Raw genomic sequence first — 25,124 nt, forward strand, 5'->3', positions numbered from 1 at the left:
TGGTTTGGGCGGGCAGGATGCCCACCCCACAAGATTTTTCAGAGTTTGAGAGAGATTTTTTTGGGACTCAATTCTGGTTTGGGCGGGCAAGATGCCCACCCCACAAGATTTTTCAGAGTTTGAGAGAGATTTTTTTGGGACTCAATTCTGGTTTGGGCGGGCAAGATGCCCACCCCACAAGATTTTTCAGAGTTTGAGAGAGATTTTTTTGGGACTCAATTCTGGTTTGGGCGGGCAAGATGCCCACCCCACAAGATTTTTATTTTATAATAAAGCCCGTACGTCGGCAATTTCCCCTTTTATGGCGGCGGTGGCTACCATAGCCGGACTCATGAGTAAGGTACGACCGGAGGATGATCCTTGTCTACCTTTGAAGTTGCGGTTGGAGGAGGAGGCGCTGATTTGTCTCCCTTGGAGTTTGTCGGGGTTCATGGCTAAACACATGGAACACCCTGGTTCTCTCCATTCAAAACCGGCTTTAACAAAGATTTTATCTAGTCCTTCGGCTTCGGCTTCTTTTTTGACTCTTTCTGAACCGGGGACAACAAAGGCTTTGACTCCCGCAGCAACTTGCCGACCTTGGGCGATTTTGGCGGCTTCTCTTAGGTCGCTTATACGTCCGTTGGTACAGCTACCTATGAAGCAAACATCTATTTTTGTTCCTTGGATGGGTTGTCCGGGATATAGATTCATGTAAGAATATGCTTCTTCGGCTATTAAGCGGTCTTCTTCTAGCAGTTCTGCGGCTGTGGGAATTTTTTCATCTACGCCAATTCCTTGACCGGGTGTAATTCCCCATGTGACTGTGGGGGGGATAGCTTCGGCATTAAATACTACGATATCGTCATATTCTGCATCGGGATTACTACTCAGGGATTGCCACCAATTTAGGGCTTTTTCCCAGTCTGCACCTTTAGGGGCAAAGTCTCTATTTTGTAAATAATCATAAGTAATTTCATCGGGGTTGACGTATCCGCATCGCGCCCCACCTTCGATGGCCATGTTACAAACGGTCATCCTTTCTTCCATGTTCATTTGGGCAAAGGTTGTACCAGCAAATTCATAAGCGTAGCCTACACCTCCTTTAACCCCTAGGGTACGGATAATATGTAATACTACGTCTTTGGCGTAAACTCCGGGTTTTAAGTTACCGTTAACTTCGATTTTGCGGACTTTTAATTTTGATAGTGATAGGGTTTGGGAGGCTAAAACGTCTCTAACTTGGCTTGTACCTATACCAAAAGCGATCGCTCCAAACGCGCCATGACTTGACGTATGACTATCACCGCAAGCGATGGTCATGCCCGGTTGAGTTAGTCCCAATTCGGGAGCAATGACATGAACTATACCTTGATTCCCTGAACCAATATTGTAAAATGTTATGTCATGTTCTTGACAATTCTTTTCTAATGCTTGGATCATTTCCTCGGCCATGTTATCCACGAAGGGACGGGCTTGGTTTTCGGTGGGAACAATATGATCTACTGTGGCTATGGTTCGCTGCGGAAATAATACTTTTAAATCCCTTCCTTTCAGCATGGAAAAGGCCTGGGGACTGGTAACTTCATGAATAAGATGTAGTCCAATAAATAGTTGTGTTAATCCTGATGGTAGTGTACCAACAGTATGTAAATCCCAAACTTTGTCAAATAGAGTACCCTTGCTCATAGATCAATTTATATTAAAGGAGTCGAATTTTTGATTGTATCAGAAAATAGACTGCTTCAAGATCCTATAAAATTAGATAATTTTTTAGGTAATTTTTCAGAACTTAGGGCGCGTTTACAAGCTTCAAAACATATCTGGGTAAACGCTATGATGTTTAATCAAATAGGCATTCTTGGAGGTGCTGTTTTCCACATTAAATCAATTTCTTCTGCTGTGAGTTGATAAGCTTGATTAATTAAATCAGAAAGACGCTGTTCTAATTTTACAGTTTCGTTTTTGCGGCTGTTAATTTCGGGAACATAATCATTATATGCTTGACGTAAAGCTGTAAAAGCTGGTATACTTAAAGGGTCTGAAGATTTTTTGGCGTTTTTTTGTTTGGGCATTCTTTTTCTCACTTCGTCTACAAAGTCTGGAAATTCCAAAGTAGCAAAATCTTCTAATTTATTGCCCAGTTTCTCAATTTTGTATTCTATTTGCAACCAGTCGAGAACATCTTTATAAACTTGTCTGTTGAGTTTGGTAATTTCAATTAACCGGGTGACAATTGCTTCTACTTCTGCGCGAGTTTCTTCTGTGGGTTGGGCAATAGGTAGGGTTTCCATTAAATAACCAACAGGGTTTAAAGCCTCATCTTTCATGTGTGGTAAATATCTCCAATTATGCCACCATATAAGGGGGGAATTTAGACTAGCTAATACCCATAAATCAGAGGTAGGTAATATAGAAACTGCATTATTGCTGTACATTGAATCAGTGTCAAAGCTAAACCTTGAATGAAATGCAATTCCTTGTATAAATATCTTTGCTTGTTCAAATTTTTCATAAAAAGCACATGATCGTAATTCCCACCAGTAATGACCTTTATCTGAACGCTTACAGAGTTTATCTTCAAATTGTTTTAGGTGTTCATATAAGGACGGGAAATGGAGGTTAAAATTTTCTTCTGCTGTATGTTGATCTTGACTCCATAACCATGTAAAATCACTACTAGACTTAAGTAATATAATCCATAAATTTTGATAATCTGCAACCCATCTACTAATATCCTGACCTCTTAAATAAGGCTTAATAATCTCTGCACATTTTGGGTCAGCTTGAATTAACTTGTTCCTAGTAGCATTATCTATTAAAAAAGCTTCATTAAAACCTGTTTTTATTCCACATATCGGTTTAACTCCAGCAAACTCCTTTAAGGGAACTCCTACCCGTTGAATTTTCCGCATTAAATCATCAACCGCAGGAGGTTCTAAACTCCAAGCATGAGCAGAAAACCGCGACCAAGGAATAGTAAAACTGTTTTCTGGATTTTGCACATATTGAATGAGGTTAATATTTTTCAACTCCCCACGAGGAACAGCACAAACTAAAACTGATTTATTCTCATTGTCTGTATTTGAAACTTCAGATTTCCTCGCAGCAATAATACAGGGAAATGTATCCGCGTCTTCAAAAATTGGTGCGTGTCCAAAATCAATAATTTGTTCAAACACACTGGACTGACAAAAAAACCGTCGCAAAGATTCACCATAACCAGAACGTAACCATTTATTAGTGACAATATAAGAAATAATTCCTGCTGGTTTAAGCAGATTTAAACCTTTTTCATAGAAATAAATATAAATATCTGCAACTCCGTCATAAGTTTGATAATTTTCCTGTAAATAAGGTTTAAATGGTGATAATAACTCCTGACGAATATAGGGAGGATTTCCAATAACAACATCAAAACCACCGTCAGCAAAGATTTGAGAAAATTCACTTTCCCAATTAAATGGTAAATCTGTGATTTTTGCATCATTAATGATGGAATTACCGATTTTAATATTATCATCCAAATAAGTTAGAGTTTTTCCCTGAGTTGCGGTTTTTAACCACAAAGATAACTTAGTAATTTCTACCGACTCAGGAGATAAATCAACCCCAAATAGATTATTACTAAGAATAGTCTTATCTAATTCAATATTTTCTAAAGTCTCATATTTTAAAAATCGCAAATTATCATTAACTCGTTGATATTGACCTGCAAAATAATCAAAAGCAGCAATTAAAAACGCACCAGAACCACAAGCAGGGTCAAGAACTCGCGTTTTTACTAATACCTCATCTCGGTAACTTTGCCAAAATTCAATTTCCCGTTTTTGATTTTCTGCTGTATCTATAAACTCTCCTATTTTTAACCGTTGTCTTAATTCATCTTCGCGTTTTTGTAAATATCCACCAATTGCAACTTCAACAATATATTGAGTAATATAAGCGGGAGTATAAAATACGCCTAATTTTTTCCGTTTACCCTGTTTTTTATCAAATTCCTGTTTAGCAACATCAGCTTTTAATTCTTCTAAATCTGTAATTGACTGCTCAAAAATTCGTCCTAAAATATCTACGGAAACTTCCGAATCAAAATCAAAACGGGTTAATTGTTGCAGTTGACCACACAAAGAATCAGGAATATCTAATAGTTGATCTAAAATCGGATCATGTTGAAATAAACCACCATTATAACCGGGAATTGGGGGATCTTCATTACCTTGGTCAACCCAACGAAAAACGGCCTTATAATTTTCCCAAATTGGTCGAGGATGATAAATATCTTTGTTATTATAGGCTTTGCTAATTGTCTTTTCCGGTAATAATCCCCTATCTTCACAAAAAGCAATAAATAAAATTCTGTCTAATGTTTTTTGTGCTTTCTCAATTAATACTTGATCACGGTTAGGAATATGCAATTTACTACCAAAACGAAACCGGAAATCTTTAACTATATTTAGTCTAACTTGTTTATATTCTTCATAAAGTTGTTTAGTAATGTCCTCTTGTGCTTCTTCAGAAGTTACTAACAACCTGTCAATGGTAGATATATCTTTAATTGGTAAAAAGTTTTCTCGACAAAGCAGTAAATAAAATCTTTTAAATTCTTCAAAATCCGCTAAATTAGTTAATAAAAACTGTTCATAATAAGCGGGAGTTTTATTAGTATGATATAATCGTAATTCTCGATAATTAGAAACGATAATCCAATGACAATCAGGAGTATAATTAGCATAGCGCCAACCCTGATCAACAGCGGATTCTTTTCTCCCAGATGCGGGTCTATCTAAATCATCTTTTGTCCCTTTTAATTCAATTGGTGCAACAACTTTACCCTGTAATTTTACCTTTCCTTTGTTATTTTCTGTTGCGGTAAAAAAGCCCACAGCAGCATCAGCAGAACCCCCACCGTCAGCTATAGTTTGTTCTGCGTGAATTTCCCAAACTTTACCACCACCTGTAATAATGGAAGAGTAACCTAAGACATTTTGAAAGATATCTTTGAGAAAATCACCATGTAAAGAAATCTCTTTGACTTGGTTAAGAGTACCTGAATTTAAAGCCTCAACCCATTTGATGATAATTTGGTGACGTTGTTCTAAATCTGAAGGAAATTTAAACTTAACCAAAGCATTTTTTAATGACTTTTTCTGGAATAAAGCTTTAGAAAGTTGTTGACTCATAACTTTAATTTCTCAATATATATCATCATGTAGATTCCACACTTTCAAGAATCCGGGTATTTGGGTCATCATTTTTGACAAGGGGGTAACATATCAGATAAACGAATTTGTAAATCAGGAAACTCTAAAGCTGAGACTATTCCATCTTCCCCAATAATTATCTCACTTTCATAACCATTCTGAGTTGGGTTTCTAAAAATGTGTAATTCACGTTTTACCACATCTAGTACCCAATAATCTTTAATCCCTGCTAAAGAGTAAGCTTTAGCCTTAGTTTCACAATCTAATTTTAAACTACTATCGGCAACCTCAATAATTAAATAAACTTCTGATGGTGTAGGATGATGATCTGCATAGTCCAAAGGATCAATTTTCACGACGGAAATATCCGGTTCTGGTTCAGACCTATTATTTAACTTTACAGGTTCTTGACTAGATACCCAAGCACGATTTTCTAATCTTTTTTTGAATAAATAGTCTGTTCTTACCACTGCTGAACGGTGCGCTGTTCCTTTTGCAATCATCCAAATAATTCTCCCATTTAAAAGTTCCACTCGTTCATCTGGGGCAAAAATACCCGCTTCATTCATGCGGTGATATTCTTCCACCGTCCACAAACGCAATTCTAGATTTGTTTCTGTACTTTGCATAGCGGCTTTAATCACTTTGAGGTGTTTATGTTCACTTGTATTTAATCTAATTCTATCTTTGAGAATATAAATTCGCAGCAGGTAAGCGGACTCATAAAGTCTGACTTACAAACATCTTACCGCTGTCCGATCTCCAAAATATGGCTGCTGATGATGATTAACAAAAATAAATCTATGACAAGTTGTCATATTTGGCGTTAATTGTATTTAAAATGGGATGAGAACAATAAAAATTATTTCCGAGGACAGAAGTATGAAATCTATAGCAGCAACTTTGCGACGTTTGAGCCTAGCTGTGTTGACAGTTATTGTAATTTTTGGTAGCTTTGCTGTGTTTACCCCCACTGCATCTGCGGAAACATATACAGTTAAGCTGGGTACTGATAAAGGTGCGTTGGCTTTTGAACCCAAGAAATTGACTGTTAAGCCCGGTGATACAATTGAATGGAAGAACAACAAAGTTCCTCCCCACAACGTTGTCTTTGATGCTAACAAGAATCCTGATAAAAGTGCTACTTTAGCAAAATCTTTGTCCCACAAGAAGTTATTAATGAGTCCTGGACAAACCGAAACCACGGTTATTCCTGCTGACGCTACTCCTGGTGATTATACCTTCTATTGTGAACCCCACCGTGGTGCTGGCATGGTTGGTCACATCATTGTTGAAGGCTAATATGTAGCTACAAACCATCCCTGTATATTAACGGGGATGGTAAAAGCAATCCTGATAATAGACAATCAAGACACAAAAATACTTTTATAATTATTGTAGATAAAAATTAGTTGACTTTTAGATCAAAGTTTTTTATTTAATATGAATTTAATTACACAGCCAATTTCTGAAAAAATCGGACAGCAAATTATTAGCCAAGACGATAAAAGTATTTTGGAAATAGACAGAGAAGAAATTATTAGTCTATTTAAAGAATATGGAGTTTTACTATTTAGAGGATTTACTGCTGATACTGAAATATTTAAAGAATTTAGTAATTTATTCAGCAATAATTTTTTAGATTATGCAGGTGGTGCTTTTAATAGAAGGGTAATTAATGATGATAAGACCATTTTAAGTGTTAATGATTTCCAAACAGAGATTAAATTACATGGAGAAATGTACTATCAAAAGAATATTCCCTTGATGTTGTGGTTTTTTTGTGCTAATCCCGCTGCAAAAAATGGTGAAACAACGGTTTGTGATGGTAGACAATTTTTTGCAGAACTCAGTCATTCAACTCAAGAATTATTCAGTCAAAAGCGGCTAAAGTTTACTGCGAAAATGAATAAAGAACAGTGGCAAAAAAAATATAAAATTGATGATATTAATGAATTAGAACAGATGTGTAAAACGAATGATACACACCTGACTATATATGAAGATCAATCAATTCTCTTTGAATATATTTGTCGAGTAGTTATTCCTAGCAGATGTGGAAAATATCAGGTTTTTATTAATAGCCTTTTACCAGCAATGCAGTTAAATCCTGATGTTCTGAAGTTTGATGATGATTCAGAAATTCCTGATGAACTTATGGATGAATTAAATGGAATTGCTGAGAGAATTACTACCAATATTGACTGGAAAAAAGGAGATATTTTAATGATTGATAATACAAGAATAATGCACGGTAGAAGGTCTTTTAAGGATGAAACAAGAGAGATTTATATCCGGTTATGTTCTCCAAATTTTCAATTTTAAAATAATACTCCCCTTCTGACAAAGAAGGGAAAGTTTAGGTATTACTTCATATCATAACCAAACAAGTTAGGGTCAACCTCTCCTAATTGTAAATCAGCTAAACCGTATTCTTGCCAACGTCTTTCCACCATGGCGGCTACACGAGGATCTGACTTTAAGGGTGAACCCCATTCATGTTCGGTTTCTGGAGGGATTTTTGTAGTGGCATCTATACCCATTCTCCCACCTAAACCGAGTTTTTCACTGGCAAAATCTAAGGTATCAAAGGGAGTATTAGGTAAAATAAATACATCTCTGGTAGGATCTACTTTAGAACTAATTGCCCAAACCACTTGACGAGGATCTCTAACATTGATATCCTTATCAACAACAATCACAAATTTCGTGTATGTAAATTGTGGTAACGCACTCCAAAACGCTAAAGCCGCCCGTCGTGCTTGTCCAGGATAAGCTTTGTCTATGGAGATAATCGCAGCTTTATAACTCAAGGCTTCCATGGGTAGGAAGAAATCAACTATTTCTGATACCTGTTGGCGTAAAATCGGGGTGTAAATCCGATTCAGAGCGATCGCCATCATTGCTTCTTCTTTTGGTGGCAGTCCGCTAAAGGTGGTAAGATAAACTGGGTCTTTGCGGTGTGTCATACACTGAAACCGCACCAAAGGGGAATCTTCCACACCGCCATAATATCCCATGTGGTCGCCAAATGGTCCATCAGGTAAAACTTCCCCCGGTGTAATTGTCCCTTCCAAGACAAACTCGGAATCTGCGGGAACTTCCAAATCTACAGTTTTACACCGGGCTAAATTGACCCCAGAACCGCCGTACAATCCAGCAAATAACCACTCTGATAAATCCACAGGAATGGGTGTGGCCGCAGCCATAATGATTAAAGGATCTACACCCAGAGCGATCGCTACCTCTAACTTTTTACCACGTTCTGCGGCTTTGCGCAAGTGTCTCGCCCCTCCCCGTACTGATAACCAATGTACGGTCATTGTATGATGAGATTGTAGCTGTAAACGATACACCCCTACATTGGGGATTCCCGTCTCACAATCCTTAGTAATTACCAATCCTAGCGTAATAATCTTTCCGGCATCTCCCGGATAAGGACGTATTAAAGGTAACTTATTTAAGTCTAAATCCTGGCCTTGAATTACCACCTGTTGACAAGGGGGAAAAAAGTCCCGTCCCGGTTTGGCTTTCACCACGTCAAATAACACCTTACCAAAATCTATGGCTTGGGAAATCTTTTTTGGTGGTTTGGGTTGCTGAAGCATACTCAACTTCTTTCCCAGGGTTTCCAACTCCTCTGGTTTTTCCATGTTCATAGCCCAGCATATCCTTTCCACAGTCCCCATTAAATTGACCGCAACGGGAAAAGACGCGCCTTTGACGTTTTCAAACAGTAACCCTGGACCACCTTTTTGCAGCATACGGTTGGAAATTTCCGCAATTTCCATATCTGGGTCAACTAAAGCCGAAATTCGCTTTAATTGTCCTCTTTCTTCTAGAATTTTTATGAATCCCCGTAAATCTCGCGCCATGGTTTTGTTTTTATGAAGAAGTGTAAAGCTATTTTTATCTTAGTCTTGATTTGGATAAGTTGACTTTTTAGTACAAATATACTATATTGAGGAAAAGAGGGATTTTGCTCACGCACAGACGCAAAGAGAGAAATCCGGTTTTTAATTGATAAAAGTTAGGGGGTTTTATGTTGAAGTTAAATAACAAGATTTCCCTGTTAGAACTTATCCAAATTTTATCAGCATATCGTCAAAATATCATTTTAAATTTACATAATTTAAAGGAAGATTATCAAAGAACTGGTATTAAGAGAGTCAGGGGTATAAGGGATATTAACGGTGATTTGATTACTCCTTATTTAGAAACTCAAGATATCCATGGTGGTGATTTTGTGCAAATGGGTGTATTTGCTATAAATCGCAATACTGCTACTATTAATATGTTGGTAAGGCGGAAAGTTAAGCTGGTAAAAGTTGAGGATAATAGAGATATTATCGAAGTTGGGGGGTTGCTGGCTAATGACTTGGATAATTTTAATAATTATACCATTGTTAAAGATGGAAAACTTCACGTTTCCAGTTTAAATATCAAAATCAGTAACAAGAAAGTATTTGATTTATTGCAAGCTAAAGATGTAATTACTGCTGATAAATTTGATTTCAATTGTGAGTATACAATTAGGTTAGATAATTTACCATTAGTTCCCGTTAATATCAATTTTGGTAATCTTGATGGGTTGTTTAATCAAGTAGCAGAAATCAAAGTTCTTACCAGTATTCTATCTGCTTATTTACGCCATCAATCTGATGTATTTGTCAGTGATCAAATAGAGGAATTAAAACAAAATTATTTGTCAAAAAACCTGTATTTGAACTTCCCGACAACTCAAGAATATGCAAATACAATTGAGACTCATACTAGTTATAAAATTGATTTTGGTAATCAGGATATTCTCAACTTGAGTAAATTATATGCTGCTAACCAATTTTTAGGGAGGAGATATGAAGTTTATGACCAAGAAACTGGAGAGATATTTGCTAAACCAACCTTAGAAATGGGTTTAAATCAAAATATCGCTTTCCGACAAAAAGCCATTACTAGGAGAATGAAACTAACTAAAGTTGATGATTTGATGAAACCGATTTTTGATGACTTTTTGGGAATTAAAATCAATGGGAAAATAGGGGAAATTCTCAATCAAGTCGGTGATGACAGTTTAGCCTTGTTATTATCTGCTAAACATGATGGTAAATTAGTCAATAAAGAAGACTTAATTACAGCAATGACAACAGCTTATAAAAAATTGGTAGCAGTTGTTGAGCAAATTTATCAACAAAATATTTCTTCCTTAGTATTTTATATTGGTGTCACAGGACATTTACCCAATAAAATCACAGCTAAAGCCATGACTGCTGAGGAATTAGCTGCTAAATATCCCCATTTGCAATTTTCCAAACATGAACAAAAAGGAACATTTTACGAAATTGGAAATACCATTATTAGCGTTTATCCGCAAACAGAATATTACAGTAAAAAGTCATTAGCAGTTAGTTAATTGATCTTATAGAATCTCATAGCCAACCCGAATCAGAAGGAATATAAGGTTAATATTTGTCTAATGTATGTTATCATCAATAAATATTGTGAATGTATTGTGACTGTATTGTGACTGTGAGGTTAATAAAGCAATGACACAGGAATTAATAGACCTCAGAAATAGTATTTTAGAACAGCGTTACAGTGACGCTTTAGCTATTGTAGATGAGTTAGAGGGAATGGGTAGACAAGCGATTTTCAGAAACATTCAATCTTTTTTAGTAAGATTGATGATTAATTTAATTAAAAATCATGTAGAAAACCGATTAACTAATTCCTGGTCAAATGCAATTCGCAGTTCAATTAGAGAAATCAAAAAAATCAATCTGCAAGATAATAAAACCTCTTACTATATTAAGATAAATGAGTGGCAGTTAATATTAGAAGATGAATTTGAAGAAGCTATTCGAGAAGCCAGTGATGAAGTAATGAATGGTATTTATAGTCCATTTCAACTAACAGAAATGGTTGATAAAATGCAGATTATCAATCAATCTCAAATTCTGTTAAACTTGACATATAATTACTCAATCAAGGAATTACCAGCAGTGATTGATGATTATTTAACTCAGTTACCTGGTGGTGAAGATTGGAAATTAGGGAAAAGATGATTAATATTCCCGACTTTATTATCAATTGTCAGGTATTGTCAGGTAACGTAAGTAAAGTCACCTGACATCTAAATTTACAACCTTAGCCAAGATAAGAAATTATCCCACCAAGAATTAGAGATATTTCCCATAGATAATTTCATTTTTTGGCGAATATCTTGAATATTCCAGTTGGTAAGTCTAGCTAGATTTTGAGCTTCTTGTTCAAATCTCCGTCTTAAAGAACTTTTATATCTTCTCCCTGCACTACATTTAACCTTACCTGTGAATGGGTGTTGTAAAATATAACGTCCTTGAAAAGAGTCTCTTTGAGCAGTTTCTTGAAAGATCAAATCTTCAGGAAATTTATTTCTAGTATAGCGGACGTGCAAGCGAGTAATGAAAACACTACTACTGGGAAAACGAGAACGAAAACCCGGAGCTATGGGGCTATTACTATCACTATTATCATTCAACCAAAAAACACCGGCTTGTTTTAATTCTTCATTATTGAGTGGTTCAGCAGCACAAGGATCACAAGTACTCATATCCCAAGCATATTCTAAAAATCCGACTTTTTTATCTTCTTTGGTGTAGGAATTTTGGAACATGGATTTATAAAAATCACCAAATTGATTTTTCACAAACACGGGAATATTCACATCTGAAGGAACTTTAACCGTGCGATAATTAGTAATTTCTGCCTGGCCTTTAGGTGAGAGAATATAAATGATTAAATCCTGTTCTTTGGTAGCGTTAACCATTCCTAAACGAATGGGTAACATAAATTTCCGTGATTCGTAGGAAATTTGTAAAGGACGCAGGAATTGATAACCTGATTCGGCAAATTTATCTAAATTGACTTTAGCCACAAAGAATTTCATTGCCGAACGAATGTAGGGTTTGAGTAATTCCTTTGCACCTTGAGGAATTTTATAATTATTGCGATTTAACCAAGTTTCTAAGCCACCAGATTCTTTAGCACTGAGGATAACAATATCATATTCACCAACATTAAATTTGGCTTCAACAGTTACACCCAAACTGCTATCTTTATTCGTACTACTATCTGATCTGGCTGCGTTTTGCATTGGTCGCATCTCGTTTATTTTATAAACTGGGGCGCAGGGGTCAGAATCAAAATATTCTACTAATCTTGGGGCGCTAAAAGCATCTAATCTTTCAATAATTTTTGGTTCAGCTACACGAACTTGTTCTTTTTGTAATACTGTGGGAACAGGAACAACAATCGCAAAATCTTTAACATCACCTTGAAAATCGTTAGCCATGGTTAAAACCGTGCGATTTCCGTCTCTAGCAAGTATGACTTGAGAAGCTTGGTTATAGAGTTTTGTATCGGCTTTAGCCACATAAAACCCACAAAAAGCCCAAGCTGTAGGCGCGAAACACAGCACTGCTAAAAGTGCAGATACTAAGGGCATAAATAGGCGAAGTCTTTTCATTTTGATGCCTTAATTAATTTTCAATTCTGCTTTATTCCACCAAGAAAATCTAGGGCTAAACCAAGATTTATCTAATAAAATAGTCAAGGGTGCAAGGGCAAATAAAGCCCAAAAAACAGCGGTAGAGAGAAAGAAATAATTCCGCAAAATAAACGTTAATAAAGCAATACATACCGCCCAGATTATTCTACTAATACGGGCGTTGGGAATTGAACGAGGATCTGTTACCATAAACAGAGAAAATAACACTAAAGATCCACTCATTAAATGATGAAAATAAACATCCCATGTCCAACCTAACCAAATATTTCTCACGGCTGCTAAGAGGGAATAAGCACCTAGAAAAGCAGCGGTAGTGTCCCAACGACCAACGCGCTGTAAAATCATTCCTCCAGTCCCTGCAAATAATAGCGCGTACCACCATTCTTCCCCCCATTGTCCTGGGGAAACCCAAGCATCATTAGTGAAGCTAAGAACAGCAATAATGCCAAAATTAGCAGGATTAAAAAAATGCTTTTCCCCATATTGAAAGATAAATTTACTTGCTATGGCTGCAAATCCAGCTAAGGCCATGGTTGGCCAATGATCAACCCGTAATAATAAACTTAGTCCCAAAGAGGTAATGAGGGGACTACGAATATTAATTGGTAAAATTCTGCTTTGGGATTTAGTGATCAATGAAAAGATAATTTGTGTTATTATGCAGGAAGCGATCGCTACACCAATAAATTCTGGATGTAATGTCCAGTCTCGCGTGAAAACGCCTAAAATCAGAAATAAACTCAGAAACAGAATTTGATAATCTCGAACATCTTTGAATAATATCATCTTCATTCCACTGATTACTCACAGCTTTTCTTCTAGTTTAAATCACTGTTGTCATAAATTAGGTTGTTGTTACAGTTTTTGTAACAAACGGGATTTATACAGGGGATATGGAATCAACGAACCACTCCAGGGACGCAGAACACAGAGAAATGGGGGGGAGGGATATTTTGCGTAAGTCCTGTAGAAGTCGGGAATCTAAAAATTACGGTTTTAATAATAGATAAAATAATTGTCCATTGCTGACTGTCACCCCCGCTCTTTCTCCCGCAGCTTCACCTGTTCCTAAAAAGTAATCTACCCTCCCTGCTCCTTTAATTGCGCCCCCTGTATCTTGATCTAAAACGTAACGACTCACCAGCCGATATTCGATTTTATTACTATTATTAATATAGGGAAAAGGAGCGCGAATTAATGCTAAAGCCCCTGGAGGCATTAATGATTTATCTGTAGCAATAGAACGCTCTGGAGTTAGTGGTACACTAATAGAACCTTGGGCTGGTTTTCCGTAGGTTTCTCGAAAAAATACAAAACTGCGATCGCGCGGAATATAAATATTCAAATCCTGGGGATATTTGCGGAAATAGTCGAGGATAATTGGCATATTTAACCCTTCTAAAGGTAATTTACCATCATCAACTAACGACCTTCCTAAACTTCTATAATTATAAGCTGTATCACCAGCATAGCCTATGGTTGTTTGTGTTCCATCTGTTAATTTAAGTTTGGCTGAACCTTGAATTTGAATCATATAAGGTTCAAGACGATTTCTCAACCAAAATAATTCTAATCCTTTTAATTTTCCCTTTCCACCTTGTAAACCATCTGCACCTTCTAATTCTAATCTAGTAGGATGGGGTTTAGCCCAAGATTCTAAATCAGCGGGATAGCGATAAACAGGATAACGAAACTCTTTTGTTGGTTGACGACTGGCTAAATATACAGGTTCATAATAAGCGGTAAATAAAACCGTTCCTTTATTATCTCTCCCTACAGATTGATAAAAAACAAATTCTTTTTCGATAGCTGCGTGTAGTTCTTGAGCCGATTTTGTGGAAATCAACAATTGACGAAATCTTTGCAAACTTTGATCAACTCTTTCTCTAGTAATTTCCGATTTTTGATAAGCCATAATCGCCTGTTCTGTTTGCAAATATTTCAGGCTATAATCTATAGACTGTAATAATGCTTTTTTATCATCATAAGTTGCTTGATCTAAACAGGAAATATCCTCTTGACAGCAAGTAACTGGTACTCTAGGAACAAGTACAGGTAACTTATTTGGCTCTGAATTTACTAACGGTGGTAAATTCCATTTTGCTAACCGACATTCGGGGGGACTAAGTTCTTGATTGGGGAGTGGTTTTATCCCCACAATTAAACTGGCCATAAATACAGGTAAACTAATAGTAATATTGGCAAAATGCTGGCTATTCATTCATGTTATGGTAGGTAGCAACCGCAGAAGGTGAAATTCGATTTAAATACCGGAAAATCCAATATTTGAATATAGTATCTAAAATCACGGGAAATGTGGCAATAAATAAGAAAATAAAATCACGATTAGCCGCTAATCCCCAATGTCGTGATATCCCTTCTAAAAGCACTTCCCAACCGTGGGGAGAGTGAAACCCAACAAAAACATCGGTAAATAAAATGATAATAAATGCTTTAGCACTATCACTTAAACCATAGACTACGTTATCAATAAATTCTTTGAGTACAGCAATATCAGATTTACTAATTAGTAACAACACTGTGAAACTAATTACCGCACAAATATCAGCAAATACATTTTTAATTGCATTATCACTTTCTTGACGAAATTCCTCTTTTACTTCCTCTGCTTTCTCTTTGATCTTCTTTTCTAATTCTTCAGATCCCAGAGGAGGTGCATTACTAATTAATGCTTCAAATTTAATTCTTTCTTCAAACCTTTGTAATTTTAATAATCCTTCTTCTTCCATTTCTGCATTTAAGAAAACTTCCACTTTTTCTGCATTGCGGAAATGTTCTACTAATGGTCCAACAATTACAGCTTTGGAAACTTGATGAGTCAGGAGAGGAACGATAATAAGTAGCAGTATAAAGCGAATGGAGATAATACTTCTTTTTTGTGCTTGACGAAAATTTCTAACTACGTCCTGCTCAGAACCCGGATCTAATTCTACTTGTAGTCGAGTGATAGTATTGAAAATTGAGCGGGGTAAAATTCCTGTAGTATTAGCTTTTCCTTTTCTGATATTTTGGTTAAATTTACTTGGTGTTTTGGGTGTGAATGCTTGAGAATTAACTAAATCTGCGGGGACTTTAACCGGTTGAGAATTGGGATTTTCATAATTTTTGTATATATCATTATTATTGTATTTAGAAGTAACTTGGTCAATAAATTCTAGTTTCTCTAAAATTAATGCTGGGCTAGTATATTCTATACCCACTTTCATGGCGGCTTTTTGCTTAGATTCATTAGCCAACCACTGACTCGCTTTAAACTCCGTCAGCCGCATTTGTACCGTTTTTAATAACTTTTGCAAATCTGTCTCAAAATAATCCATGACACTACTACTGTAGGTGGTAGACTCGGAATCTATTTTGTTACCATGGAAATGTTTTTCTTCAATTCCCTGGATTTTTATAGCTGCTTGATAAGCTGCTTCTAAAGAACGCTCTGGTGTCAGTAGATACCATCTGTAAGCAGCTAGTAAAAAAGGGTATATTTTTTGTTTAAACACAGTATTTTTCATTGAGACCATGATCTGGCATTATCTACTAAACTATTAAACTTAAATTAACCTAAAAGATATGGTTTCTTCTATTTGGATTTTTGGTACTAGTCGCAGTGGTAAAACTACTCGCTTGCTAAACCAGTTTAGTGCTTGGTTGCAAATGAAAGACAGTAAGTTGTCCAATTTATTTGACAACCCTATAAATCCAACTGCAAATTTACACCAAAGAGAACTAGGTATTTTATTACTAGCTGCTAATGATGACAACAGACGAGAATTAGCTGATAGAGTTACTACTTTGACCTTGGGAAAACATCCTATTCGCGTCAAAACAGCCTTGGGGTTTTTTCAAGATGAGGTAATTTTATTTTGGCCATTATTAATTGATTTATTGTCAATAAAAGCACAATTTCCGGTCAGATTACATCCAGAAACGGAACAAGAATTAGCGACAAAACTCTGGAGTTCCCATTTAAACTCAGATATTTTGCGGCGTGTCGGTATAAATGAGCATCGTTTAGTTAGACGAATACTGGATTTATGGCAATTAGCAGCTTATGGCGGTGTATCCTGTGAACATATTCCCCAAATATTGCACAGTGGTATAGCAGATAATTCTATCAATTTAGAACCGGAATTTTTGGGTTCTTTACTACTAAATTGGCGAAATTGGTGTTTGGAACGGGGTTTATTGACTTATGGGCTAATTACCGAGCTATATAACCAGAAATTATTAACTCATGGTGACTATCAGCAGCATCTCAAGCAACGTTATCAGGGTATCATAGCAGATGATGTGGATGATTATCCGGCGATCGCTGCTAATTTATTTGAATTTTTGTTAAATACTGGCACTGTGGGAGCATTTAGCTACAATTGTGACGGGGCGGTGCGCTGGGGTTTGGGGGCTGATCCTCAGTATTTATCCAGATTAACTAAATATTGTCAAGTAGAGAATTTAACTAAACCACATCCCCATAGTTTGGGATATTTTCTCACTGATCAAATGGTAGAATTGGTAACACAGCCCATGACAATGTTGAGTTTACCAAGTTCTGTACAGCCTATGCAAACCACTTCCCGCGCCCAGCTATTACGTCAAATAGCCCAGATAATAATTCATGGGGTGAAATCCGGGGAAGTAGGGGCAGATGAAGTAGCAATTATTGCACCGGGACTAGATGCGATCGCTCGTTATACCTTAGTAGAAATATTAACTAAACAAAATATTGCAGTAGAATCACTTAATGAACAACGCCCATTAATTAGTTCCTCGGTTGTGAGAGCTTTACTGACCTTAATAGCTCTAGTTTATCCTGGTTTGGGGCGTTTAGTAGATAGGGACGCTGTGGCGGAAATGTTAGTTGTTTTAAGTCAATATCAAACTCCAGACGGGGAGGAAAAAGAATTTCATCATTCTAGAATAGATCCGGTGCGGGCTGGGTTAATAGCAGATTATTGTTTTGTTCCCCACCCCCACACACCCGATTTATTATCAGTGAAAACCTTTGAACGTTGGGATAGAATTGGTTATATTGCGACTCAGGCTTATGAACAAATATTACAATGGATTGTCCAACAGCGGGAGCAATATCACCGGCGACTTCTCCTCACTCCCATTTTTCTCTTATACAAAGCCATTCAAGACTTTGTGTGTAAGGATAAAAATCCTTCATATCAGGAGTTAGCAGCATTAAGAGAACTAATAGAAACTGCTCAACATTATTGGGAAATAGATACTCGTTTAAAAGAAACCGATTCCCTATTACTTTCACTGCATACGCCAGAAACACTTAGCATGACTATTGCAGAATTTATTCAACTGCTGCAACGAGGAACAATTACTGCAAATCCTTATCCGGTGCGTTCTATCGGTAACAATAGAAAAACTGTAACTTTAGCGACTATCTTTCAATACCGCGCTAGTAAAAAAAATCACCGCTGGCATTTTTGGTTAGATATTGGTTCACCCCTGTGGGCAAAAGGTGGCGCGGCTAGTTTATTTGGTGCTAATTTATTTTTACAGCATAGACTAGGAAAACCTTGGACAGCAGCAGATGAACAATTAGCCGAAGAACAAAGATTACAAAGAATTATCGCCGATTTACTGGCGCGTGTGTCTGATAAACTCTATTTGTGTCACAGTGATTTAGCTGTAAATGGACAGGAGCAAATAGGACTTTTGTTACCTTTGATTTATGCTTGTGAAGTGGTGTAAATAATTAAAACATCACATTTTTACGATAAAATACCGAAATACTAACCTATCCTCCCCAAGTCCTATAATACCATAATTAGCGTACCAGCAACCTCTGTATTTTTAATCGTATCCTTGTTTTATACTTATTTTTGTTTTATTTGTGTATACAGAGTTTATTAGGTTTAATTTAAAAATATTGAAATATATTGAAATCAAATTTACAAGCTAAATTTTGCTGCATTATTATCCTCTAAACTGCTATCTTTACCCGCAGTCGTAGAGTTAAAATTAGCACCATGAATTAATTCTAATTCACTTAATTTCAGATTTATGAATATTTGCTAATCATTGTTTTGACATTTAGTAAGTGTTCTTCAATAATTTCGGGAATTTCGGTATTGGTTTCAATGATTGATTTACCAATGGTTTTATTAGCGATTTCATTGATAGCATCAATTAAGAGATTAGGCGTGGTAATATTAGCTTCAGCGATTTGTTTAATAGTCTCTTGGGGGTTATCTTTCTCCAATATAGCTTTTAAGACTTGGATTTCATCAGCTGGCAGATTTTCTAGTAAATTATCCCATGCTGTGGGTAAATTGTTTGGGTGATCATGTTCCGTATCAATTATATCTATATCTAATGGTTGCAGTAATTCATCAAAGGGAAATAACTCTACATTATTGTCTTGATTATCGGGTAATGTTTCCGAATTAGAATTAATTGTTTCCACTTGGATTAATTCCCAAATTTGATTTTGTAATAAATCCCTTTCCTCTTGTAATAGGGAAATTTGATTTTGCAATTGATTGATTTCAGATTGTTGTTCTAATGTCTTGATTTGTAAAGTATTGATGCTATTTTCTAGATTATTTCTGCTTGTGGTTATTTGTGTTAGTAAATCGTTTTGTTGGTTAATCTCCATCTCTCGATTTTGAAATTCTATTCGCAGTTCATAAAGTTTTTCCTCTAGTTGCGGTTTGAGTCTTTCTAGCAAAATTAGATCATTTTCTAGTTCTTTTTTTTCTTGTTTGAATGTATCAATTTGAGTTTGTATTTGGTTGATTTCCGCGCGAGATACGTTACAATTCAGTTCTAATCTTCGCTTTTCTATACTCAGATTATTGTAACTATTATTCAGTTCTATATGACTATTTTCTAAGTCATTAAATTCATTTTTAAGATTATGAACTTCAGATTCAATTTGCTTCTTTTGAGCAGCAAATGTACCTATATCTCGATGTAAACTATCCCTTTGATTACGACAATCTCCAATTTGGTTTTCTAGTTGTTGAGTTTCTGTATACAATAAAGTTTTATATTCTTCTAATTGCGCTATTTCTCTGAAAATGCGGGATTTTAATGCTTCCAAATCCCGAATACGTCTCTGCAAAGAACCAACTATCTTCAATTCATCAGTTCGTCGGCGTTTATCAACAAGAAATGCGGCTGAATATGTTGCTAAAACTGTTATTATACCGGAGAGAAAAGCTTTAGAAAAATCCCAGTTGGGGACAAGAATTAAACCAAAACTTACACTAAAAGCAGCTATTGCTAGTACGACTTGATGACTCACTATTGCTGGTGGCATTTTGCGAGGTCTTAGTGTAGTCAAATTGTGAGCATGATTAGTAATTAAAGTCATTATTCCTCTTGGTTTGTAAATATACAGTTATAATTTTGCTGAGATTGGATGATTGGAAACCTTGATCATAACTCTGTAATTAGATTTTTATTTTCACCAAATACAGCTAAATCTGCTTTTAAAAAGTCAATAAACTGTCTTGCTGTTCTACCTGAACGTCCATGATGACGAGTTGCCCATTGTAAAGCTTTATATTCTAAATCTTCGGGAGCAATACTGATGTTTTCTGCTAGGTGCTGGACAATTTGTAAATAGGTTTTTTGATCTGCTGCTTCAAAGGTTAATGTGAGACCAAAGCGATCGCTAAAAGACAACTTTTCCTCCATTGTATCCCATCCATGAACTTCATTGTTATCCTTGGGCGCTGGTCTATCCGTGAAAAATTCCCGGATTAAATGCCGACGGTTAGAGGTAGCATATACAACTACATTTTCTGGTCTAGCAGTTACATTTCCTTCTAAAACTACTTTCATCATTTTAAAGGCATCATCTTCTTCTTCGAAGGATAGATCATCGACAAAGATAATGAATTTCTGGGGAACTCCCCGCAACTGTTCGACAATTTTCGGTAAATCTGGTAATTCTGACTTAGAGACTTCTATTAACCGCAGCTTTCTATGACTATACTCATTTAATAAGGCTTTGACTAAAGAAGATTTGCCCGAACCACGACTACCATAAAGTAATACGTGCAGTGCTGTTTCTCCTGACAATAAAAACTCTGTATTTTTCACTAAAGCATCTTTTTGCCATTCGTAACCTACCAAGGTAGACAGTCTCACTGTATCCGCATAAACAATGCCCACTAGCTGACCATTTTGCCAACGAAAAGCATGGTATTGAGCAAATAAACCGCTACCATGTTGCCCATAATAAGCAGCTAAATCTTCTACAGCATCACCCCAATTTTCTAAATGGGAAATAAATGCCATTATATCCGTTTCTATGCCTACTGTTTCCGGTTCTCGATACCAGACCACAGGGGAAATGGGTAAATGAGTGGCAATTTGCACCCACTCGCTTAACACTGCACTGTTACATTCATACAAACTTTGTAATACTTGTAAATCATGACGGACAGCAGCTACTAAAGCTGGAGGTAATTTGCTAAATTCCTGCTGTTGTGCCAATTTACTAAAAGCATTATCCGCCATCAGAATTTGCTTAATTAGGTATTCTTCCCAAGTTTGATGACCGCTGGTTAAAGCTTGGAAATAAATACCGTAGGCTTGCAGGCAATCCCGCCCGTCTGCATCAGTGTAACGGATGGTTTGTAATAAGTTCAGAAAACTTTTGCCTACGTCGCCTTGTAGTACAGATTGGTACAGTAAAAGGGAGGCGGCTTGGCGTTGCAGAAATTGAACTGCTGTATAAGATGTAGTATTTGCGGTCAGCATTGCTAGATGATCCATCAATCAAATGGGTAAATTGTCTCTGACAATGAATTTAAGTATACTACGTAAATAAAATCAGGACTAAGGGAATCTCAAAAAAATAAATTATCCCATTTTGTGGCATGGGCTTCTAGTCCCCCGGTTTTAAAAGTAAGTTAAAATACTCATCAATCACGATACAAAACTTATGCTTACAGGAGGAAAAGTATAACCATTTGTATATTAAAGTAGAAAGTAGGATATTACAGTAAACTAATACTTGTTACCAGTAGGATAAATTGCTAACATATATACAGAAAATATGGACTACTAACAACTGTAAGTAACCGTTGTTTTTCCTGGATATGTATTACCAATTGTTTAGGGAATAGTCATGTTATTATTCAAGCTGCAAAGCTCTACTACAGACATTGTAAATATTTTATAGTTTCTTCCGTAGACTTGAAAGCAAAAATAGCTAATATTGCCATTTTGGCAGGTCTTTATAGCACAGATGGGATATTAGTAGATAGTAGCAATAGTTCGGACATTTTTAGTATTAACGAAAAACTGCTACAGTTATCCCAATCTTGATCGCAGGAATTCTTTGTCCATTTAAATAACTAGGAAATAATTCATGTTATCATCACTATCTTCTCAAAATGTGATCCAATACCTACAACAGGCAGGGCTATGTAGCCCTGATGATGGCAATGTAGATAAGTCTGTATTGCCAGAAAATAACCATAAAAATTGGAATTTACTGGTAATGCTGGCAGATAATCGCCAACTGCTGATTAAACAAGAACGAAAAATTAATCATGATTTTAGTTCTCATGAACTCTTTAATGAGTGGCTATTTCACCAGTTATTAGAAAAATTTCCAGTAATTGGTAATGTTGGTGCGATCGCATCATCATTACTACACTTTGATCAGGAAAATTCTATCCTTGTGCGTAGCTATTTAAGCGAATATGTGGAACTAGAAAGATTTTATCAACACAGTAGTATCTTTCCCACAGAGATTGCCAGCGCGATTGGTACTACGTTAGCAGGGTTACACCGAGCCACGTTCAATAAACTTGAGTATCGTGATTTTATGTCCACTGCTCCCGCAGGACAATTTCGCTATAATTTTTACAATCCCGTTCAAGGACTCCCATCAATAAATCCAGAAACATTTGGTATAATTCCCACTGAAGCGTTACAATTTCATCTTCTTTATCAACGTTACGAAACTTTAGAATTTGCTATTGCTGATTTAGCATATCAATGGCAATCATGTTGTTTAACTCACAACGATTTACAATTAAACAATATTTTGGTTCATTCTCGATCGCAACAACTAGATAATTGTTTAATCAGATTAATTGATTGGGAAGCTTGTGGTTGGGGAGATCCAGCTTTTGATTTAGGAACTCTATTAGCAAGTTATTTAAGAATTTGGTTATCCAGTTTAATAGTAGATCCAACATTAGAGTTAGAAGAATCTTTGAATTTAGCCATGATTCCTCTAGAGGTATTACAACCTTCAATCCTAGCTTTAATCCGGGCTTATCTTCATGCTTTCCCCATGATTTTAGAATATCATCAGGACTTTATTGTCCGGGTAATTAAGTTTGCAGGTTTAGCATTAATTCAACAAATTCAAAACATAATTCAATGCCAAAAATCCTTTGATAATAGGGACTTATGTAGGCTCGAAGTTGCTAAAAGTCTTTTGACTATTCCTGAGCAATCAGTATTAACTATTTTGGGGATATCCGAATCCGAAATTTTTAAATCTTTAGCCAGAATTCAAAAACTCCCTCAACCCCATAAGGAACAAAAATTAGTCCGTCTTTATTACGAAAAAACTCGCCTACGCGGTTGTTAGTAATATTCATCTTTTCTTTTGTTTACAGATATACTTTTCTAAAGTTTGAGGTGCAAAGACAGTTAATGCTCGATGATTCTAATAATCACAATCAAATTGTAAATTCATTATTCGATATTGCCAGTAATATCCAGATTCAACCTAATTTCTGTATTTACCACCCCAATTATCAACCTTTTGCTTTACCCGCTAATATAGCAAATAGGTTTCAACAAAACTCATCTTCTTTAAAACACAAGTATTTGAACATACTTCTCAGAAATTTTCTCTATGGTATTTATTATAATGGTTCACTGCAAACAGTTTTAGCATCTAATAATACTCATAATGATTGCCAATCTCAGCTAAATTTCTCAGAAAATAACAGTTTAGGTGTAGATATAGATTTCTATGAACAACTACATCATAGTAATCATGGTACAGGCCATTATGAACCCAATTGGCAGATTTTGAGAATCGAACCTGATGGCAGTATGGCCGTTAAAAAAGATGGTTTAACACTATATATTGAACCAGACTGTCATCTAAAATCTCCAAGGAAGTCCTCTAAAATTGGTAAATTAATATCAATATGGATGCCTAAAAATCGCCTGCAAAATGGCTGTTATGTAGCAGTAAGTAACTTGGGAATGGCAAACCAAGATAGACAAAATAATGATTTAGGAGTAGGACGAATTTACTTTAATTTTACATCAGCCGGAGCAATCATTTTCATGGAAAGCTTAACACAAGCATTAAATAATGCAGCTATTTGCTTTAGTTTTCATGTTCTTTATAATCCCGCTGTCTATGGGCGTTATGATGCAGGTGTCCTGCATTTTGCACGCCAAAATTACCCCACAATTAGGAATATTCTTCAAGAGATTTATCAAGAACATCAAGCTTATTTTCAGCCAGAAATTCCCCTATTTACTAAATTCCTAGCACCAGGATTAGGGTTAGCAGAAGAACCATATCAAAATCAAAAATTTGCCCCTCAAGAAAGTTTTGGTATGAACCGTTGTCAAATTGTCGCCAATGCTTTATTAGAATCTTGGCAAAAAGGTAAAAATGCTCTTGAGGAAAGAATAGAAATCATTAATCAACACTTTGCACAAAATTTAATTGATATGCACCATCCCTATCTTAACCCTGCTTCTGAAGATATTTATCAGCCTTTAAGCTGATTGTATCAAGAATAATTAACCGCAGATTAACGCAGATCAAGAATGATAAATTTGTGAAATTTATTATTCTCTATGGTTGATCAGGATTATAATTATTTATTGTAGCAGATTTAATTTTAGGAAATTAAACATGGCTTTTACATATTACTACACTGTAAGATTTCAAGATACTGATGCTGCTGGAGTAGTTTATTTCGCTAATGTTTTGAGAATTTGTCATGAAGCTTATGAGGCTTCATTAGCAGCTTCTAGTGTTAATCTTAAATCATTTTTTACTAATCCGTCTTTAGCTTTTCCTATTGTTCATGCTAATGTAGATTTTTTACGTCCTATGTCTTGTGGTGACAATTTAGTGATTAGTTTGTTACCAGAAAAAATAAATTTAGATAAGTTTGAAATTACCTATGAAATTATGGTAGATGAGGTAATGGTTGCTAAGGCAATTACTAGGCACGTTTGTATTAATGTTAGTAGTAGAGTTAAGCAGGAATTACCACATTATATGAATAATTGGTTGGAAATCAACCGCACAGACGCAGAGAGCGCACAGAGAAGAAGATCCAGGTTAGAGTTTATGTGATCTTAGCATATAAATCCCCGACTTCTTGGAAGAATTCGGGGTTCTT

Annotated in this window: 18 protein-coding genes; 8 read left to right on the forward strand and 10 right to left on the reverse strand. The window is 35.9% G+C overall.

Features of this window, described 5'->3' with window-relative positions; all coding sequences use genetic code 11:
- Positions 1-264: 264 nt before the first annotated feature.
- The 3 genes from leuC to H6F39_RS14915 all read right to left on the reverse strand — a co-directional run bounded on the left by leuC (position 265) and on the right by H6F39_RS14915 (position 5,812).
- A complete protein-coding gene (gene leuC / locus H6F39_RS14905; protein WP_190396940.1) occupies positions 265-1,668 on the reverse strand; it encodes a 3-isopropylmalate dehydratase large subunit in 1,404 nt (467 codons plus the stop codon).
- 158 nt (positions 1,669-1,826) lie between these two features.
- The gene (locus H6F39_RS14910; RefSeq protein ID WP_190396941.1) at positions 1,827-5,162 is read right to left on the reverse strand and encodes an Eco57I restriction-modification methylase domain-containing protein; all 3,336 of its coding nucleotides are present in this window, start codon (positions 5,160-5,162) and stop codon (positions 1,827-1,829) included.
- 68 nt (positions 5,163-5,230) lie between these two features.
- Positions 5,231-5,812, reverse strand: a complete 582-nt coding sequence (locus tag H6F39_RS14915; protein ID WP_190396942.1) for a Uma2 family endonuclease — start codon at positions 5,810-5,812, stop codon at positions 5,231-5,233.
- A gap of 253 nt (positions 5,813-6,065) precedes the next feature.
- On the opposite strand from H6F39_RS14915, the gene petE reads away from it, so the two are divergent.
- Both petE and H6F39_RS14925 read left to right on the forward strand, forming a co-directional pair.
- On the forward strand, positions 6,066-6,485 hold the full coding sequence (petE, locus tag H6F39_RS14920) for a plastocyanin (RefSeq protein ID WP_137908679.1): 420 nt from the start codon (positions 6,066-6,068) through the stop codon (positions 6,483-6,485).
- 141 nt (positions 6,486-6,626) lie between these two features.
- Positions 6,627-7,508, forward strand: coding sequence for a TauD/TfdA family dioxygenase (locus H6F39_RS14925; protein ID WP_190372184.1), 882 nt, complete (start codon positions 6,627-6,629; stop codon positions 7,506-7,508).
- Positions 7,509-7,549: 41 nt separating this feature from the next.
- Here the strand turns inward: H6F39_RS14925 and H6F39_RS14930 are convergent, their stop codons facing one another.
- Positions 7,550-9,058 carry a UbiD family decarboxylase gene (locus H6F39_RS14930; protein ID WP_137908681.1) on the reverse strand — a complete coding sequence of 503 codons (1,509 nt, stop codon included), beginning with the start codon at positions 9,056-9,058 and terminating at the stop codon, positions 7,550-7,552.
- Positions 9,059-9,225: 167 nt separating this feature from the next.
- Here H6F39_RS14930 and H6F39_RS14935 point away from each other — a divergent pair, with 167 nt between their 5' ends.
- The gene (locus H6F39_RS14935; protein ID WP_190396943.1) at positions 9,226-10,593 is read left to right on the forward strand and encodes a hypothetical protein; all 1,368 of its coding nucleotides are present in this window, start codon (positions 9,226-9,228) and stop codon (positions 10,591-10,593) included.
- Positions 10,594-10,726: 133 nt separating this feature from the next.
- Positions 10,727-11,245 carry a DUF29 family protein gene (locus H6F39_RS14940; protein WP_190396944.1) on the forward strand — a complete coding sequence of 173 codons (519 nt, stop codon included), beginning with the start codon at positions 10,727-10,729 and terminating at the stop codon, positions 11,243-11,245.
- 74 nt (positions 11,246-11,319) lie between these two features.
- Here the strand turns inward: H6F39_RS14940 and H6F39_RS14945 are convergent, their stop codons facing one another.
- The 4 genes from H6F39_RS14945 to H6F39_RS14960 form a co-directional block, all read right to left on the reverse strand.
- The gene (locus tag H6F39_RS14945; RefSeq protein WP_137908684.1) at positions 11,320-12,687 is read right to left on the reverse strand and encodes a DUF2330 domain-containing protein; all 1,368 of its coding nucleotides are present in this window, start codon (positions 12,685-12,687) and stop codon (positions 11,320-11,322) included.
- A 9-nt stretch (positions 12,688-12,696) separates the two neighbouring features.
- The gene (locus H6F39_RS14950) at positions 12,697-13,512 is read right to left on the reverse strand and encodes an RnfABCDGE type electron transport complex subunit D (RefSeq protein WP_137908701.1); all 816 of its coding nucleotides are present in this window, start codon (positions 13,510-13,512) and stop codon (positions 12,697-12,699) included.
- Positions 13,513-13,717: 205 nt separating this feature from the next.
- Positions 13,718-14,950 (reverse strand): murein transglycosylase A, encoded by a 1,233-nt coding sequence (locus tag H6F39_RS14955; RefSeq protein ID WP_190396945.1) that lies wholly within the window; start codon positions 14,948-14,950, stop codon positions 13,718-13,720.
- The gene (locus H6F39_RS14960; protein ID WP_190372188.1) at positions 14,943-16,256 is read right to left on the reverse strand and encodes a proton extrusion protein PcxA; all 1,314 of its coding nucleotides are present in this window, start codon (positions 16,254-16,256) and stop codon (positions 14,943-14,945) included. Before H6F39_RS14960 ends, H6F39_RS14955 begins: the two co-directional genes overlap by 8 nt.
- A gap of 58 nt (positions 16,257-16,314) precedes the next feature.
- Between H6F39_RS14960 and H6F39_RS14965 the strand changes: the two genes are divergently transcribed.
- Entirely contained in the window at positions 16,315-18,456 is a 2,142-nt protein-coding gene (locus H6F39_RS14965) for a recombinase family protein (protein WP_190396946.1), read from the forward strand.
- A 310-nt stretch (positions 18,457-18,766) separates the two neighbouring features.
- On the opposite strand, the gene H6F39_RS14970 is transcribed toward H6F39_RS14965, so the two are convergent.
- The gene (locus H6F39_RS14970; RefSeq protein ID WP_137908687.1) at positions 18,767-20,083 is read right to left on the reverse strand and encodes a tellurite resistance TerB C-terminal domain-containing protein; all 1,317 of its coding nucleotides are present in this window, start codon (positions 20,081-20,083) and stop codon (positions 18,767-18,769) included.
- A 65-nt stretch (positions 20,084-20,148) separates the two neighbouring features.
- Positions 20,149-21,480, reverse strand: a complete 1,332-nt coding sequence (locus H6F39_RS14975; protein WP_370539397.1) for an ATP-binding protein — start codon at positions 21,478-21,480, stop codon at positions 20,149-20,151.
- Between the two features lie 613 nt (positions 21,481-22,093).
- On the opposite strand from H6F39_RS14975, the gene H6F39_RS14980 reads away from it, so the two are divergent.
- The 3 genes from H6F39_RS14980 (at position 22,094) to H6F39_RS14990 (ending at position 25,078) form a co-directional block, all read left to right on the forward strand.
- Positions 22,094-23,332, forward strand: a complete 1,239-nt coding sequence (locus H6F39_RS14980) for a phosphotransferase (RefSeq protein WP_137908689.1) — start codon at positions 22,094-22,096, stop codon at positions 23,330-23,332.
- A gap of 65 nt (positions 23,333-23,397) precedes the next feature.
- Positions 23,398-24,498, forward strand: a complete 1,101-nt coding sequence (locus tag H6F39_RS14985; RefSeq protein WP_137908690.1) for a T3SS effector HopA1 family protein — start codon at positions 23,398-23,400, stop codon at positions 24,496-24,498.
- 130 nt (positions 24,499-24,628) lie between these two features.
- Positions 24,629-25,078 (forward strand): thioesterase family protein, encoded by a 450-nt coding sequence (locus H6F39_RS14990; protein ID WP_137908691.1) that lies wholly within the window; start codon positions 24,629-24,631, stop codon positions 25,076-25,078.
- Positions 25,079-25,124 lie beyond the last annotated feature (46 nt).

Origin of the sequence: Dolichospermum sp. FACHB-1250 (assembly GCF_014696335.1) — a bacterium.
Classification (GTDB): Bacteria; Cyanobacteriota; Cyanobacteriia; order Cyanobacteriales; family Nostocaceae; genus Dolichospermum; species Dolichospermum planctonicum.